Raw genomic sequence first — 15,485 nt, forward strand, 5'->3', positions numbered from 1 at the left:
AATCGCCGAATTGATGGGGTTTTTCTTTATCAAAAAGTGATTTAAAATGTTTCAAAGTGAAAACTATTGACGCATAATTGACGCATTTCGAAAAATCGAGGTGAAATTGACGCGCCCATACTTTAAAAACGCGTCAATTTATTTTTATAAATCTTCAAACCGGTTGATACTAAAGGGTTTAACGAGGGTGTCAATGCGTCAATTGCTTAGTTCGTCCATCACCTTTCGAGTCAGATCCTGTTCAGCTTTTTGATCCTCTTTGATAAGGTGAGCATAGACGTTCCGGGTGATGGAAGTATTGCTGTGACCAAGGCGTTTGGAGATGTATTCCATTTTGACGCCTTTGTACAAAAGGTAGCTTGCATGAGTGTGCCGTAAGCCGTGGAAACTAATTCGTTTGATGCCTAATTTGGTGTGATACTTTTTAAGTAATAAATCACAAGCACCCGGACTAGGGACACGGCAACGACTATTTAAAAATACAAGTTTCAAAGGATTATTCAATCGGGCCGACATCTGCAAGGCGTGCAAATGGCGTAGGTGATTGAGCAGGGCAGGTGCCACCGTAATCGTTCGATTGCTAGATTCGGTCTTAGCCGGTTTAAAACCAGTTCCATACGCATAGTCCCACGATTTATTGATTGTGATAGTCTCATTATCCCAGTTAATATCTGACCAAGTTAGAGCTGATACCTCACCCACACGCATGCCAGTCATTAAACCTGTGTAGATCATTGACTTGCTTGTGGATGTGAGACGAATATTTTTACTGACTTCGTCAATGAGTTTTTGCATGTCATCAGCGTCTAAATATTTAAGCTGCGCTGATTTACCCACATTGCCGCTAAGTTCAGCATGCATGCAGAAATCCTGTTTGATTAAGCCGTCAGCCACAGCATCAAGTACAGCCGAGTGGATATGCCCGTGGAGTTTTTGGACGGATGCTTTGCTGTGATACACTTCTCCGCCCGTTAAATGTCTTGTCTTACGTTGTTCGATGTTACCATAGGTAAACTCATTGATAAACTTCTGGTAGCGCATACGAGTCATTTTTGACAGTGGAACGCCAGCAAGCAACTCCTGAATCATGTGCAGTGTATATTGGTACTCCTGATAGGTGATGCGGGCAACTTTGCCCTGCTTGTAGGTATTGAGCCAGTCAGCATAATAGTCTGAGAAGGCTAGTGATTGGTCAATTTTTCCAATACTATCGTCGTATTTTTGCTGTTCAATTCCATTTGCCCACTGTTCAGCTTCACGTTTACGTGCGAAGCCGCCTTTTGATTTTACATGGCGCTTGCCAGTTTCATCTAAAAAAGTAATACGTGCTGTCCATTTATTGTTTCGCTTATTAATACTTGCCATTTTAATTATCCTTTCTAATTTACCTAGGCGGGTTAAATTGTTTAGGATAGTTGTGGCATCACCTCCTATAAGGTATGATAGTAAAAAGGGTGCAGTTCACCCGTATATATCTTTGCGGACACATCTCAAACTTTGGCGAGGGCGGGATGTGTTTTTTTGATTCAAATAATAGCAATTTTAATAATATGTTAAAGTCCCCAAGTTAGTGTCTTCATCAGGGGAATAGAATGATATTTTTACAGGCGCACTATCGCTGTCAAGATCCCAAGTAGCTACAGTAGAAACAGTTTGACCTGGGTTAACATATTCTGAGTCATCCATGATTTCAGCTTGGTCGCTGTATTGTGAATCTTCAGAAGTTACGCTTGGATCCAGATCTTTAGTTACTTTACCGATGCTTTGTCTTGCCGTGAAGTTATCACTGACTAAATCATCTAATTGAATCATTTTAGAAGTCGTATTTGTGTAGGTAAAGAACACCAGGATGTTGGTACCACCATCACCATCTGGTTCACGAGTGGAAGAGCCAAAATTAAATTTACCCTGTTTAAGTACTAAAGTGTCACCAGACAAATATTCTTTTTTAGGCTTAGGCTGAACCGAAACGGGAGTATAACTGCCAGACTTTGAAGTGCTGACATGAGCCACCACAGTCTTGGTGGCTTTTTTATATCCTTTTTTGGCAGCAACCAATTTAACTTTCCAGTTATTTTTAACTCCCTTTAATTTGAAAGTAAAATGACTGTTCTTAATAGAAGCAGAGCCTAGTTTCTTGCTTCCATGATAGGCACTGATTTTAGAACCAGATTTTGCTTTACCAGACAATTTTCCATTTCGAAGCACAACGCTGGATATTGATTGATGTTTCAACGAATGTTTCTTTGCAAATACGGTATTAGCTGGAGCAAGAGTACCTGCAACGACACTTAAAATAGCTACAGATGTGAGAGCTATTTTTTTCATGATATTATCTCCTAACGATTATTTATTATTTACGTGCCAGTGTAAGTACTCCACCAATTACGGTTAAAATACCACAGAAAATACCAAAGTCACCAGCACAAATAAACATACCAATACCAGCAACAATTGAGAGCCAGCCAACAAGTTTACGGTTCTTATTGATGAAGAATGGCAACATAATGGCTGCCACAGATACTATCAGCATACCAATGGTAAGACCACCCAAACCAGACTTTTCACCTAAAGCACCGCCAACTGCAGAAATCCCCATTTCCATCATTGCTGCGATTAACCCAAAAACGCCTCCTAAAATACCTAAGACAATCTCACCAACACGAGATGTCTTTTTACCTTCTTGCATAATGATCCTCCTAATGTTTCAGCTTTTTAAGTCTTCAGTATTTGGACTACTATTACGGTTCTAACTTAGTTAAATTTACGTTACGTCTTAGATCAAACAAGTATCCATGATATTTAAAAATAAGACCCCTTTTGGTTCGATAGTGATCTAAAGCTTTAAGTATAAAATCTCCAGAAACATTAAAATATTCAGCCATTTCACTTAACTCCCAAAGACCGTCATTAAAGCAGTATATAAGTCCGTCTAATGTCACAGCTTTTTCTAAAGCCAATGAACGAGCATAATTCTCTTGCTGCCTTTCGGAAGGAGTTGATTCTTTAGTTATATCTCCCACACTTGTCTCGAGATGCGCCAATTCTTCTAATAAAATCTGATATTGATCGGAAGCGGGCCGATTTTTATTAATCATTATTTCGTTATCATAAGTTAATCCACCCAACTTGGGTGGGAAATCATCTCGAAAAGTATATTTAATATTAGGATGTGTACTCATGAGTTTTTCAATTGGTGTCATAAAATTCCTTCTTACTGTCGCTTTCTAGCTTTTTTTAAATTTTCAATGAAGTTGATTATCTGTTCACGCTCGAATTCGGAGGTATCATCATCAATATGAGCAGCAATAACATCGGCAGTCGATCCATCTTCATCGTCTTTTTCGGGGAAAAAGTCATTTACTTTTACATTAAAGATTTTAGAAAGATCAAATAGCACGTCTTGCGTGGTTTTGCGATCTCCATTTTCATAACGGCTAATTGTTTGGCGAGTTGTACCGAGTTTGTCAGCTAATTGATCCTGTGTCATACCTCTGGATTCACGATAGTACTTAATTCTTGAACCAATAAATTTATTTAACTCCATTATAAAAACCGCCTTTTAAAAAAATCACTTATAAATAAAATCACTTATATGTAGCTTTATGAAATTATCTTAGCACAAAAGTCACCATAACGGAACTATTTTAACCAATATCGAACTTATTTGTTTACATGTTACCATTTTGGTGCTATTGTAAAACACATGGAAAGGAGGAAAGCTGATGCAATACAAGTTATTCGCTTTGCGAAAAGAACAAAACATGTCTCAATCAGAGGTCGCAAGTCTTTTAGGTATAACCACAAAGACTTATGGCCTTAAGGAAAGAGGCGAATCACCCTTTGACAGTGATGAAATGTTCAAGCTGTCCAGGTTGTTTAATCGGCCAATGGATGAAATTTTTTTGCCCCGTAGTCACCGAATTGGTGACAAATTTTAAAAAAGTTTTTGACAATTTAAAGGAGATGATTTTATGCCACAAGTTGCGAATCAATCTTTGCTAGAGCAGGGAATCTTGACTCTCATCCAACAGGTTTTTAAAAAAGGCTTTGATGAAGGCAAGCAAAATGATTACCAGCTGCTAAGCCGGAAGGAGCTTTGCTCCCAGGTATTGCATATTGATGTGAATACCTTTGACCAGCACTTTAGATTTCAACCAGGTTTCCCAAGCGTAAAAGATGGGAGCCTTGAACGTTACTATGTTCCAGCCGTTCACGAATGGCTGATGGAACATCAATCTATAAATTAAAAACCTAGGCGGGTTAATTTTGAGGAAGGATGAGTTAAATGAACACACAAGATTATGTATATTTTGGTCACTGTCTCGTGGATGGTGTGATAGGACTGATTGCGATAGCAGGTATTAGTGGAATTGGTTGGATGATCCATGAAGCAATCAAGAACCCGCATGATTTCTTCGGATGCTGACGTTAATAGTTATTTTCGTATTCGCAGCATTCGTTGAATGGTTTGAAAGAAGGTGATGTTATTCCATGCAAACAGAACGAAAATACAAAATTGACAAGTATCTAGAAATGGCACGTCTCACTAGAAATGGCGATAAAAAAGAAGAGTTTATTGACTCTGCTAGATACTATCTAGAGTTATCTGAAAATGAATTTGAATCAACTCAGTATTTATTTACGATTCCATATGTTCAATCGGCCTTAACTAAGGAAGATTTATTGGGTAAAACAGTTGGCCAAGTCTATAAAGAATACGTTGAGACATGTCAGGAAAATAACGAGCCAATTAAAAGCAAGATTTGCTTTGGTAAAGAAGTTAGACAAGCCTTTGGCTTAGTGGCTACTTATAAACGTCTCAATAAAGGTCAAGTTGCTAGAGTTTACGAAGAATCTTCTAAGGCAATAAACAATTAATGACACTCATAAAAAGAAGGTGATACCCATCCACAAGCTTTCAATTGATGATCTGATTTTCAAAGCCAAGCATCACTCATGGCTGTGGAAATTAGTGCATAAAAAAAGCCGACTACCGCAAATAGTCAGCATGAATAAATATTTTACGAACCGATTATACCACGAACACGAAGGGAGAAAACAATGAAAAACGATACAGTAATTGGTTTACGTCTACAGGTTTATCAATATCAAAGTCGAATTGATTCAACACCGATTGAATTTTCAGAAGCACTCGAATTTTGGTTTAAGAAGCTTGATACCGCAAAACGGAACTTGCTTAAGTTTGGCAAGTTGGCAGTAATCGTTGATGAAATTAATCAAGGGGTGACGAACAATGGCTAGAAAAGTGTTAAGTGAGCCAGTTTACCGAGTGCTCCCTGGCGGAAAGCTTTGGGATTATTTTCAGAAGGAAAGCGAACTTCAAGACGTGGCAAATGAGGTGCTAAATTCACTTTCTAAATTATTAGATGTTGATATTAAAGACTTGGCCATTTTTTCTGGTGTTCCAGGATTAAGAGATGGAAGCACAGGAGCTGAAAAATATGCTGATTATCTAAAAGTTCCTCGACATGGGTATTGCTACTTTAAGAAAAATAACCTGAAGAAAATTCCGGGATTGAAAGAGCTAAGTCAAAAAGAATTAGCAGCTGACGAAGCAGTAAACCCTTTTGTACCGCACGATGTTCTAGGCTTAAATAATTTGGCTGCTTCTCAAAGATTAGACGCTCAAATCTATGTTGGAACACGGCATGAACTTAAGGCAGAAGAAGCTAAAGGCGAAGTTGAACCAGTAATCTATTCCCAATATTTAGAAAAGATTACAAAGCATATTTCAAAGCAGGAGGTAGCAGACAGTGAAAATTAACCTTATCAAGCAAAAAAATGTCCCTAAGTCATATCACATTGGCAACGTAATTTATTTTTACCGTGATGATGTGGTGGCAATGGTCAGTGAAATTGGTGATGAATACGCACTCATCAACCTAGAAAACGGTAAGTTATATGGTTTATCAGATACCCTAGAAGGTCTGTTCATCCAAACTTACGGTGACCCTGGTGAACTCATTAACGCAGAACTAAGGGAGGTTAGGAGCAATGACTAATGAAACGGAATTATTGCAGCTTCCAGATTACTCAATTGAATATACGCCAACGCAAATCAAGATCCATAACTTTGAAGGACTTCAACGAGCAGTTAATGCATACGCTCAGCGGTATGCCAATGTCATTGTTACTGATGATACGGAGAAATCAGCTAAGGACTCACGGGCTAAACTCAACAAGCTTTCCAATGCGTTAGACGAAAAGCGCCGTGATATCCACAGGGATTACAACAAACCCTATGACGAGTTTGCTGACACCATCAAGCAGTTACGCTCAGTACTTCAGAACACGATTGATCCAATTGATGATGGTCTGAAAGAACTTGATGGTCAGCATCGTGAACAACGTAAAGAACACGTTCAGGCGTTGATCACCGAAATGGCTCCTAATTATGGTGTGAGTGCGAGCGACATTGAAATCGATCCAAAGTGGCTCAATAAGTCAACGTCTAAGAAAGCAGTTACTGAAGGCGTTGCTGTGGTAATGAAGCAGGTCAAGCAGGCTCAAGACAAGTTTAAATCTGATAGCCACGCTCTCACTAAGTACGCTGAAGTTAACAAGGTTGATGCTGCTCCGTGGATTGACCAATTGAAACAAGGGCAAGATTTAGATTACTTGTTTAAGGCAATCGACAATCAAGTTAATCTGCGCAAGCAAAAGCAGAAAGAACTGGAAGCTCAAGCAGCCGAAGCGAAGACTCATCAAACAACTAAAGGTGACACCACTATTGATACTAATACTGGTGAGATTGCAGAACACTCCGTTGTTTTACGAATCACCACAACGATTGAAGAAATGAAACTGTTAAAAAATTACATGGATCAGCGAGGTATCAAGTACCAGAGAGCGGGTGTCTAAATGAAAATTCAACATGCAAAAGACATTAAACGTGCTCAAGACTTCTCAGTATTGATTTACGCTCAGCCCGGAACTGGTAAGACCTCAACATTGAAGTATCTACCAGGCAAAACATTAGTGATTGACGTGGACCGTACAACGAATGTACTGGCTGGTCAGCCGAATATCGATATCGTTTACCTCGATATAAAGCATCCATTAGAAGGCGCTCGGAGCTTACTGGCAGATATCCATAATAATGAGCTTGGTAATTACGATAACGTTGCTTTCGACAATCTATCTGAATTTGAACAGGCTTGGTTAGGTGAAAAGGCCAATGAAGCCAAGACTAAATCCGGTGCGGAGATGGGTATCCCCCAGATGGGCGATTATAACCAGTACGGTTTTTATCTACCCGACATGATCCGCTACATCAACTCGTGGAAAGGCGTGAATAAAGTGTTCACCGCTTGGGAAACGACTCGCAAAATCGATACACCATCTGGTCAAGCGTACAATCAATTCATTCCACAGATCAGAGAGAAAGTCATCACGAATGTGATGGGCTTGATGAATGTGGTCGGACGGATGGTCATCAGTGATAAGACTGGTAAACGGGGTTTCCTGTTGAGCCCATCCAATGCGGTCTTTGCTAAGAACCAATTAGACAATCGAACGTCTGCTTTACCGGAAGACCTATTCACCAAGATTGGAGTTGATAAACGTGTACCAGCTTCATCCGTACCAAAAGGATCTGGTAAGCAAAGCCCGGCAAGCGCTAAGAAAGGGTAGCCACTCGGTATTGCTTCAAAGCCCGGCCGGTTCTGGTAAATCCGTAATCATTGCTGAGATTGCCCGTTTAGCGGTCAAAAAAGGTGGCACAGTGATGTTCATGGTTCACCGTAAAGAACTAGTCAAGCAAATCAAAGATTCGTTCAGAGAGAACGAGGTTGACCTCAGCCAGTGCATTATATCCACAGTTGGTAAGATTGCCAATCGATTAGAAATTCTGCCCAAACCAAGTCTGATCATTACGGATGAATCACATCACTCACTGGCTAAGACTTATCTTAAAATTTATGACCACTTTTCGGATGTTCCAAGATTAGGCTTCAGTGCCACGCCGTGGAGACTTAACGGCAAAGGGCTGCATGATGTGTATGACACGATGGTCGAAGGTCCTAGTATTGATTGGCTCATTGAAAATCATTATCTTGCACCATACAAGTATTACTCGGTGAAGCTTATCAATGACGATAAGTTGAAAAAATCCAGTACTGGTGACTACACGGCTAAATCAATGGACGAAGCTGTTGGTAAGACTATCTTTGGTGACGTGGTAAAGACTTACCTGAGTAAAGCTAAAGACCAGCAAGCTATTGTGTACGCACACTCTGTGGATTACAGCAAAGCAGTTGCTGAAGCCTTTCAAAAAGCTGATATTAATGCCGCTCATGCTGATGCGAAAACACCGGTTCGAGAGCGGGACAAAATCATGAACGACTTTAAATCCGGTAAATTAAAAGTTCTATGTAACGTTGACCTTATCTCTGAAGGCTTCAACGTTCCTGACTGTTCCTGCGTCATTATGCTACGGCCAACTGAATCACTTGTATTATACATTCAGCAGTCTATGCGCTCTATGAGATTTCAACCTGATAAGGTAGCTATCATCATTGATCACGTTGCCAATTACACTCGATTTGGTTTACCAGATGATGACCGTGACTGGTCATTAATGGATCGCAAAAAGAAGCAGCATAAAAATGATACGACACCGATTCGAACGTGTGAATTCTGTTATGCCGTGATACCGGCTTCAGCTAATGTCTGTCCGATATGCGGCAAAGAGCGAATCATTGAACAGTCTCAGAGTGAGATTGAAGAAGATAACTCAGTCGAATTGGAACGCATCCACGGGAAGCTAGATATGAAAGCTGATTACAACTCAGTACGTTATGCCCGGATGAAACCAGCCGATGCTCAGAATATGGAAGATTTACAAGGAATTGCCAAAGCCCGACATTACAAACCGGGATGGGTATTCTATCAAGCAAAATCACGAGGATTCATTAAAACGAAAGTTCATTAAAAATTAGGAGGAAACAAATATCATGGCAGATTTTATGAAAACAGATTATTCCAACAATCAAGGTAACGGTTACGAACCTCTACCAACTGGTACTTACGAAATGATTATCAACAATGCGAAGGAAAACGCTACTCAAAGTGGTGCAGAAACTCTGCAGATTGATTTACTTGTCCGTAACGACCTCGACAAGGTACCTGAATTGGCGGAGACCAACGCTAAGTATCACAATCGTCACGTCTTCATGGATAACTGGAAGCGTCACTCAACCAACCAATATGACTTAGATGGCTTCCAATACATTTTGCAGGCTGTCGGAGTGCCAGAAGGAACACCGCTTAAGTCGATTGATGACTTCATTAAGTTGATCACTGGTGCGGCAGTCAGTGTTTACGTTAAGAAAGAAGATAATACGTACCAAGGCAAGACCACCAAGGTCAATCGAGTTGCTCCTTGGAACTTCAGTGAAACCAAGTTCCCAGATGTTCAGCACGAATATAAAGGCGGTTCAAAGCCTGCTGCCAAAAAGCCGGTACCATCAGGTAAGTCTAATACTGATGACCCGTTTGACGGCAATGCAGACACAGTTGATATTTCAGATGACGATTTGCCATTTTAATTCGGAGGCGTAAAACGTGTATGAACTCATACCAGACGAACTCAAGTCCCTAAAGACTTGGGGTCTGTACAAACTAATTTGGAAACCAGAACGCAATAAATACACCAAGATTCCCATTGATCCCCACACCGGGAGAGACGGGAAATCCAATGATCCATCAACTTGGACGGATTTTAAAACCGCTTTACAAGCCATGCAGGACTTAGGCATGGATGGCTTGGGCTTTTACTTCCGGCCACCCTATATCGGTATTGATGTGGATCACATTGGAGCAGACTTGGACCGGTGGAAAACTGGCGATAAGGATAATGCCGTACAAGCGTTTATGAATCTCACTCATTCCTATATGGAAACCAGTGTTTCCGGTGAGGGGATTCACATCATTGTTAAGGGTAAGCTGCCAGGCACACGAAGACGTAAAGCTAATGTGGAAATGTACACGCAAGGACGGTTCTTTGCCATGACCGGCAAATCAGTCGGACCATTCCAGAAAGTTAATGAGCCTGGTAATGCCAACCTGCAAACTATCTACGACAAGTATCTCAAGTCAGATAACGTAGTTCAGATGGCTGACAAAACACTGCCACAGATGAACGACTTGTCAGAGCATGAAGTGATTGAACGAGCCGAGACTTCTAAGACTGGCCAGCGGTTCAAGTTATTTATGGATGGTGGCTGGGAACAGTTTTACACCAGTCAGTCAGAAGCCGATCTAGCTTTTGCCAACGATTTAGCATTCTGGACGGGGAGAGATTTCTCAAAGATGGATGCTATCTATCGGGAATCTAGTTTGATGCGTGAAAAGTGGGACGAAAAGCACGGTAAGACAACTTACGGCGTTGCCACTCTCAATAAAGCTATCAATGAAACCCACGATACCTTCACAGAACGTAAGCCAGCTCTGAAGTATAAGTTTGAATTTGCCGAAAATGATAAGCCGAAAAAAGAGCTGCCAACTCGTAGCTGGGACGATACCGGCAATGCGGAACGTTTCATTGATAAGTACGGTAAAGTCGTTCGATATTCGTTCATTGATAAGAACTGGCTCATCTATAACGGCAGTTACTGGGAGAGCGATGAAACGGGTGAGGTTCACAGCCTGGTTGATCAAGTTGTGGATGATATGCGACACGAAAAACTCAAGATTCCAGCCAATGCCAATATGAGCATGGATGATGCTGAAAAAGCTTTTTGTAAACATCTCAAACACTCTCGCTCAAACTCTGGCAAGAAAGCCATGATGGACGAAATCAAACACCGGGTGCCAGTGCTGCATAACGAGTTTGATAAAGACAAAACTTTATTGAATGTCATCAATGGCTATGTGGACTTAACCAGTGGCATTCTGCACGACCATGACATTGAAAAAATGTTTAGCCGTCAAGCACGGGTTGAATACACGGATGCGATTGACGCACCCGAATGGCAGCAATTCTTAAACCAGATATTCGGTAACAATCAGGAACTGATTGATTATGTACAAAAGGCAGTTGGTTATTCGCTTACTGGATCCACGAAAGAACAAGTGATGTTTATCCTGTACGGCAATGGCCGGAACGGTAAATCAATTTTTATTGATACTATCAGTGATGCGTTAGGCAGTTATGCTAAGTCGATGCAGGCTGATTCAATCATGGTCAAGCAAAGTTCCGGCAGTGCCAATTCCGATATTGCTCGTTTGGAAGGTGCCCGGTTAGTCACATCTAGTGAGCCGAATGATGGCTTGCGGTTAGATGAAGGGCTGGTTAAGCAGTTGACTGGTGGTGATACTGTTACAGCACGTTTCCTGTATGGCAAGGAATTTGAGTTTAAACCCGAATTTAAACTATGGCTGGCGACCAACCACAAGCCAATCATCAGAGGCACGGATGATGGTATCTGGCGGAGACTAATGCTGATACCGTTCGCCGTTAAGATTCCTGACAATCGTGTGGATAAGGACCTGAAGTATAAGCTGCAACGTGAAGAAGTCGGCATTTTAAACTGGATGGTTGAGGGAGCGCTCAAGTGGCAGCGTGAAGGATTGATTCCTCCACAGATTGTGCAACAGGCCAGCAAGGATTACCGCAATGAAATGGACGTAACATCTGAATTCATTGAAGAGTGCTGCACGACTGGCAAGCATGAGACAGTGAGAGCGAGCCAGTTATATCAACGTTATAAGCAGTGGGCTAACGATAATTCCCAGTATCTGATGAACTCAACGAAGTTTGGCAAAGAAATCATGCAGAAATATGATCGTAAGCGAGATAACCAAGGCAATTACTATGTTGGCTTATCGTTAAATGAATTTCATCAGCCCTTTGAAATGATTACCAATCATCCAAAATAAATTAATTGGTGTAGGGCTGTGTAGGGTTATGTAGGGTAGTGTAGGCAAGCTAATCCCTTGCCACCATTGGGCTGTGTATAGTTGTGTATAGTTTTTTTAATAAATAACATAATAAAAAAATAAAACTGTATATATAAATAAAGGTGTTGAAGTGCCTACACTGCCTACACTAGTATACACATCCTTGATATATCAACATTTATAGGCCGTGTATACCCTTTTAAAAGCCTACATCAGCCTACACGTTTTCATATAAATGAGGTGTAAGTATCGAATCCGAACACAAAATTCAATCCGACATCATGATGGAGCTGTCAAAATCCGGCTGTACGGTATTTCGTAGTAATGCCGGTAAGGTGCGAACGTATGACGGTAGAAATATCGTGCTGTTCCCGAAAGGAACTCCTGATTTACTAGGATTTCGGCATGCAGATGGGAAGATGTTCTTCATCGAATGTAAAAATGATATTGGTCGTTTAAGGTCAGATCAAATTCGCTTTGCAAAGTTCATCCGTCAATTCCCAGTTTTATATGGGGTGGCGCGTTCTGTTGATGATGCCTTAGAAATAATAGAAGGCAAGTAATATGGAAAATCGAATCAAGACATTAAGAAAACAAAAAGGCTTAACTCAAAGCCAGTTGTCAGAACGAATTGGTTTTGACAGTTCAGTAGCTGGTAAATGGGAACTAGGGAAAACTGAACCGAACCTGCAGACACTGTTCCAATTAGCCGATTTCTTTGGTGTCACCGTGGAGTATTTATATTGCCACGACTGAAAAATTAAATGAAAAAGGAGTGATCAAGATGTCACCATTCGTAACTAAGGTGCATCACTTGGAGGACAAGTATCAGCGTAACGGAAAGGTGAGCTTGGAGTTAATACCATAGATGACTTGGGGCAGTGGCATGCTGAATTTACGTCAAAACAATATAACCATTTTCGTAATATGCAGATAGCAGCAGGCTACCATACATTACCGAAATATGATCCAGACAATCTCGATGTGTTCATACCTGTTCCTGTGGAGGAAGACAAATGACCTTAAATATTGATTTTAACCGGCCGTTTCATTCTGGCAAAGATAAATCCATTTTAATATACATGACCCATTATGATGGTGATTACTCACAAGGTAATATTTGCGTATTACTCACATATGAAGGATTTTGGGTAGACCTTCCCACTCGAAATGCATGGCGTGTCAGGAAAGATATTGAGAACCACAATTTTGAATACTATACATGGGACGAAATTAAGCAAGTGGCTCAGGCAGAAGGCTGGGAAAGAAGTTTTGAAGAATTACCTAAATTGGAGGTGCACAGTCATGAGGCCGATTAAGTTTAGAGCATGGGCAAAGCGCAACGAGGTTTATATCCGTAATATTCAAGATGCGTATGACGGGATTGGACCGCATGACCCGTTCGATTGTTTTGGAGATGCACTTGATAATGACGATTATGTAGTTGAGCAATACACCGGCATGACTGATTTATATGGTACTGATATTTATGAAGGAGACATTATCAAAGTTCAAGAAACGCTGGATAACGGCAGGCTGGTCTGTTTATCTGCTGTTGCAAATGTTTATTTCGATGGAGATGACGGGCAGTGGAGATGTGATGGTGGATTTACTGGACCACTTTCAGAACACGCTAATACAGCGAGTGGCTCATTTATAAATTCTATGAGTGATGATTATATGCCAAATCGCTGTGAAGTTATCGGCAACATTCACGAAAATTCTGAATTACTGGAGGCAGATAAATGAGAAAAATAATTGGTATTGAGATTGAATTGCCATACCGTTATCGAGCGTATTTTGTTGGTTTCAATCCTCGTTTTGATGTTCAGAATGATATGTATTTGGTCCCTAAAGATAGTGTGGTTAAGGAAATCCATGGTAAGTCACAGAGTAAAGATTCGGAAAATGAATATGATTTTTCAGTTGAATATGAAAACGGCTCAGTTACGGGGTTGAAAAACTGCCCTGGATTGATTGTTCATTATCTGGAGGCGAACAAATGAAATATCGCAAAACTGAGTTAATTGACGCTGAACAGTTTGATGGGTCTGATGAAATGGTACGCAAATACGATATAGAGGATGCAGAAAAGTATGGACATATTTACGCGCAGCGATTTGTTATTCATACCTTGGAAGGTGATTTATCTATTGATGTCGGTGATTGGATAGCAACCGGAATTGATGGCGAGCATTGGCCAATCGCTGATGATATTTTCAAGCGGACGTATGAACCTGTAGAGGAAAAGCAATGAAAACTAACAATCAAGTAATCAAAGAACTTAAAGCAGAACGTGATGAATTGTGGACTCGCTTTAGTAGATTGGATCATTTTATTGACACCGAAGAATACGGTGAGCTGCCAGTTCATCATCAACGTTTAATCCAAAAGCAATGGGATTCAATGGATGACTATTATCGTGCATTAAACTCCCGTATCGCTGACTTGGAGGGCAAATAAATGAAAATTAAAGTGGAAAAGTTATTTAATTCCAAGCTTGATTTGCGTAAATATTTAACTGCTGACATACGAGATGAAGACCGAGAATCGTTATCTTATTATCACGATATTCCTGACTGGGTAATTGATGAAGTTCTTGATTGCGTTCAGATATATGTTAACAGCAGTGCTATTGATAAAGAGGTGGAATTACCAAAATGACTGAAACGAAAGAACAGCAGGGATGTCCGTATTGCCATGAGCCATTTAAAAACTTACTCGTTGAACCAGGAATTGCGGAGTACATCACTTTAACAGGTAACATTTATAGTTTGACCACTGAGATTGCAAATTTTGGCTTCACTAATTTTCCACTGAGCTACTGTCCGTGCTGTGGTAGAAAGTTGGGTGATCATGATTAAAGCAATGATTGATTCAGTAATTCGTTCGATTGGTTGTACAGCTGGATGTGGTGTCTGGTTAGTTGTTGTTTGTCTAGTGTTATTCGTGATTATTAAAGCCATCATGATCGCATTTGGATGGGTATTCTAGGAGGTAAATCAAATGATGAAGAAAGTAAAAGAGTTTTCTGGCTTCCGGAATGGAGAGCTGGAAGAATCAATTAACCATTTTATTGAGACTAATAATCTTGTATTGATTGATGTTAAGTATCAGATGGTAGCTAATAATGAGGGGAATAGCTACAGTTGCGCTTTATTGATATACAGGGAGGCCAAGCAATGAAAACACCTGAAGAAGCCTTGGGTTTCAGCTTAAACACCCAAGACAATAATTTAATTAAGCCTGATTATTATTCAAATCAGGGCATGGATTTATTTGACCGTTTCGAGGGCGGTTTGATGCCAGTTAGCCAAGTACAAGGTTTTTATATCGGTAACATAATCAAATATGTAACCCGTTATCAAAGTAAAAATGGTGTTGAAGATTTAGAAAAAGCTTCAACGTACTTGCAGCAGTTGATTGATTTTGAAAAGCGACTGGAAAGTTCAAAACCGGTTTATAACGGACAGGCAGGCGACGCTGGTGACAACTGATCAAATCAAGTTTAAAAATTATTTTGTTAAAGTATTTATGCAACACGATTCAGATATCATCCG

The 15,485-nt window shown here is 40.4% G+C and carries 27 protein-coding genes; 22 read left to right on the forward strand and 5 right to left on the reverse strand.

Going from position 1 to position 15,485, the window contains the following annotated elements:
* Positions 1-198: 198 nt before the first annotated feature.
* The 5 genes from CES81_RS11995 to CES81_RS12015 form a co-directional block, all read right to left on the reverse strand.
* Positions 199-1,365: a site-specific integrase gene (locus CES81_RS11995; protein ID WP_089121967.1), complete on the reverse strand. Its 1,167-nt coding sequence runs from the start codon at positions 1,363-1,365 to the stop codon at positions 199-201.
* A gap of 177 nt (positions 1,366-1,542) precedes the next feature.
* Entirely contained in the window at positions 1,543-2,328 is a 786-nt protein-coding gene (locus CES81_RS12000; RefSeq protein WP_089121968.1) for a DUF5067 domain-containing protein, read from the reverse strand.
* Between the two features lie 25 nt (positions 2,329-2,353).
* On the reverse strand, positions 2,354-2,689 hold the full coding sequence (locus CES81_RS12005; protein ID WP_089089543.1) for a hypothetical protein: 336 nt from the start codon (positions 2,687-2,689) through the stop codon (positions 2,354-2,356).
* Between the two features lie 52 nt (positions 2,690-2,741).
* Complete coding sequence (locus CES81_RS12010; RefSeq protein ID WP_089121969.1) at positions 2,742-3,203, reverse strand: ImmA/IrrE family metallo-endopeptidase; 462 nt, start codon at positions 3,201-3,203, stop codon at positions 2,742-2,744.
* An 11-nt stretch (positions 3,204-3,214) separates the two neighbouring features.
* Positions 3,215-3,547, reverse strand: a complete 333-nt coding sequence (locus CES81_RS12015) for a helix-turn-helix transcriptional regulator (RefSeq protein ID WP_089121970.1) — start codon at positions 3,545-3,547, stop codon at positions 3,215-3,217.
* Positions 3,548-3,725: 178 nt separating this feature from the next.
* On the opposite strand from CES81_RS12015, the gene CES81_RS12020 reads away from it, so the two are divergent.
* The 22 genes from CES81_RS12020 to CES81_RS12125 all read left to right on the forward strand — a co-directional run bounded on the left by CES81_RS12020 (position 3,726) and on the right by CES81_RS12125 (position 15,422).
* A complete protein-coding gene (locus CES81_RS12020) occupies positions 3,726-3,941 on the forward strand; it encodes a helix-turn-helix transcriptional regulator (protein ID WP_089121971.1) in 216 nt (71 codons plus the stop codon).
* Positions 3,942-3,974: 33 nt separating this feature from the next.
* Complete coding sequence (locus tag CES81_RS12025) at positions 3,975-4,250, forward strand: hypothetical protein (protein WP_089121972.1); 276 nt, start codon at positions 3,975-3,977, stop codon at positions 4,248-4,250.
* 244 nt (positions 4,251-4,494) lie between these two features.
* Positions 4,495-4,881, forward strand: coding sequence for an RFX family transcription factor (locus tag CES81_RS12030; protein ID WP_089121973.1), 387 nt, complete (start codon positions 4,495-4,497; stop codon positions 4,879-4,881).
* A gap of 183 nt (positions 4,882-5,064) precedes the next feature.
* A complete protein-coding gene (locus CES81_RS12035; protein WP_089121974.1) occupies positions 5,065-5,265 on the forward strand; it encodes a hypothetical protein in 201 nt (66 codons plus the stop codon).
* Positions 5,258-5,788: a hypothetical protein gene (locus CES81_RS12040; protein WP_089121975.1), complete on the forward strand. Its 531-nt coding sequence runs from the start codon at positions 5,258-5,260 to the stop codon at positions 5,786-5,788. Before CES81_RS12035 ends, CES81_RS12040 begins: the two co-directional genes overlap by 8 nt.
* Positions 5,778-6,026 carry a hypothetical protein gene (locus CES81_RS12045; RefSeq protein ID WP_089121976.1) on the forward strand — a complete coding sequence of 83 codons (249 nt, stop codon included), beginning with the start codon at positions 5,778-5,780 and terminating at the stop codon, positions 6,024-6,026. Before CES81_RS12040 ends, CES81_RS12045 begins: the two co-directional genes overlap by 11 nt.
* A complete protein-coding gene (locus CES81_RS12050) occupies positions 6,019-6,885 on the forward strand; it encodes a DUF1351 domain-containing protein (RefSeq protein WP_089121977.1) in 867 nt (288 codons plus the stop codon). Before CES81_RS12045 ends, CES81_RS12050 begins: the two co-directional genes overlap by 8 nt.
* Entirely contained in the window at positions 6,886-7,656 is a 771-nt protein-coding gene (locus tag CES81_RS12055; RefSeq protein WP_089121978.1) for an AAA family ATPase, read from the forward strand.
* Complete coding sequence (locus tag CES81_RS12060; RefSeq protein WP_089121979.1) at positions 7,589-8,956, forward strand: DEAD/DEAH box helicase; 1,368 nt, start codon at positions 7,589-7,591, stop codon at positions 8,954-8,956. The genes CES81_RS12055 and CES81_RS12060 overlap by 68 nt, the downstream gene beginning before the upstream one ends.
* A 22-nt stretch (positions 8,957-8,978) precedes the next feature.
* Entirely contained in the window at positions 8,979-9,572 is a 594-nt protein-coding gene (locus tag CES81_RS12065; protein ID WP_089121980.1) for a DUF669 domain-containing protein, read from the forward strand.
* 16 nt (positions 9,573-9,588) lie between these two features.
* Positions 9,589-11,904 carry a phage/plasmid primase, P4 family gene (locus CES81_RS12070; RefSeq protein ID WP_089121981.1) on the forward strand — a complete coding sequence of 772 codons (2,316 nt, stop codon included), beginning with the start codon at positions 9,589-9,591 and terminating at the stop codon, positions 11,902-11,904.
* Positions 11,905-12,206: 302 nt separating this feature from the next.
* The gene (locus CES81_RS12075) at positions 12,207-12,488 is read left to right on the forward strand and encodes a VRR-NUC domain-containing protein (RefSeq protein ID WP_439951295.1); all 282 of its coding nucleotides are present in this window, start codon (positions 12,207-12,209) and stop codon (positions 12,486-12,488) included.
* Between the two features lies 1 nt (position 12,489).
* A complete protein-coding gene (locus CES81_RS12080) occupies positions 12,490-12,681 on the forward strand; it encodes a helix-turn-helix domain-containing protein (protein WP_089089527.1) in 192 nt (63 codons plus the stop codon).
* Between the two features lie 260 nt (positions 12,682-12,941).
* Positions 12,942-13,244, forward strand: a complete 303-nt coding sequence (locus CES81_RS13605) for a hypothetical protein (RefSeq protein WP_089121983.1) — start codon at positions 12,942-12,944, stop codon at positions 13,242-13,244.
* Entirely contained in the window at positions 13,231-13,674 is a 444-nt protein-coding gene (locus CES81_RS12090; RefSeq protein WP_089121984.1) for a YopX family protein, read from the forward strand. Before CES81_RS13605 ends, CES81_RS12090 begins: the two co-directional genes overlap by 14 nt.
* Entirely contained in the window at positions 13,671-13,931 is a 261-nt protein-coding gene (locus CES81_RS12095) for a hypothetical protein (RefSeq protein ID WP_089121985.1), read from the forward strand. Before CES81_RS12090 ends, CES81_RS12095 begins: the two co-directional genes overlap by 4 nt.
* Positions 13,928-14,182 (forward strand): hypothetical protein, encoded by a 255-nt coding sequence (locus tag CES81_RS12100; RefSeq protein ID WP_089121986.1) that lies wholly within the window; start codon positions 13,928-13,930, stop codon positions 14,180-14,182. Before CES81_RS12095 ends, CES81_RS12100 begins: the two co-directional genes overlap by 4 nt.
* Positions 14,179-14,388 (forward strand): crAss001_48 related protein, encoded by a 210-nt coding sequence (locus tag CES81_RS12105; protein ID WP_089121987.1) that lies wholly within the window; start codon positions 14,179-14,181, stop codon positions 14,386-14,388. Before CES81_RS12100 ends, CES81_RS12105 begins: the two co-directional genes overlap by 4 nt.
* On the forward strand, positions 14,389-14,589 hold the full coding sequence (locus CES81_RS12110; protein WP_089121988.1) for a hypothetical protein: 201 nt from the start codon (positions 14,389-14,391) through the stop codon (positions 14,587-14,589).
* The gene (locus CES81_RS12115; protein ID WP_089121989.1) at positions 14,586-14,789 is read left to right on the forward strand and encodes a thioredoxin domain-containing protein; all 204 of its coding nucleotides are present in this window, start codon (positions 14,586-14,588) and stop codon (positions 14,787-14,789) included. The genes CES81_RS12110 and CES81_RS12115 overlap by 4 nt, the downstream gene beginning before the upstream one ends.
* A 142-nt stretch (positions 14,790-14,931) precedes the next feature.
* The gene (locus CES81_RS12120) at positions 14,932-15,111 is read left to right on the forward strand and encodes a sporulation protein Cse60 (RefSeq protein WP_089121990.1); all 180 of its coding nucleotides are present in this window, start codon (positions 14,932-14,934) and stop codon (positions 15,109-15,111) included.
* Positions 15,108-15,422, forward strand: a complete 315-nt coding sequence (locus CES81_RS12125; RefSeq protein WP_089121991.1) for a DUF3310 domain-containing protein — start codon at positions 15,108-15,110, stop codon at positions 15,420-15,422. Before CES81_RS12120 ends, CES81_RS12125 begins: the two co-directional genes overlap by 4 nt.
* Positions 15,423-15,485 lie beyond the last annotated feature (63 nt).

Origin of the sequence: Secundilactobacillus pentosiphilus, assembly GCF_002217985.1 — a bacterium.
GTDB classification, from domain to species: domain Bacteria; phylum Bacillota; class Bacilli; order Lactobacillales; family Lactobacillaceae; genus Secundilactobacillus; species Secundilactobacillus pentosiphilus.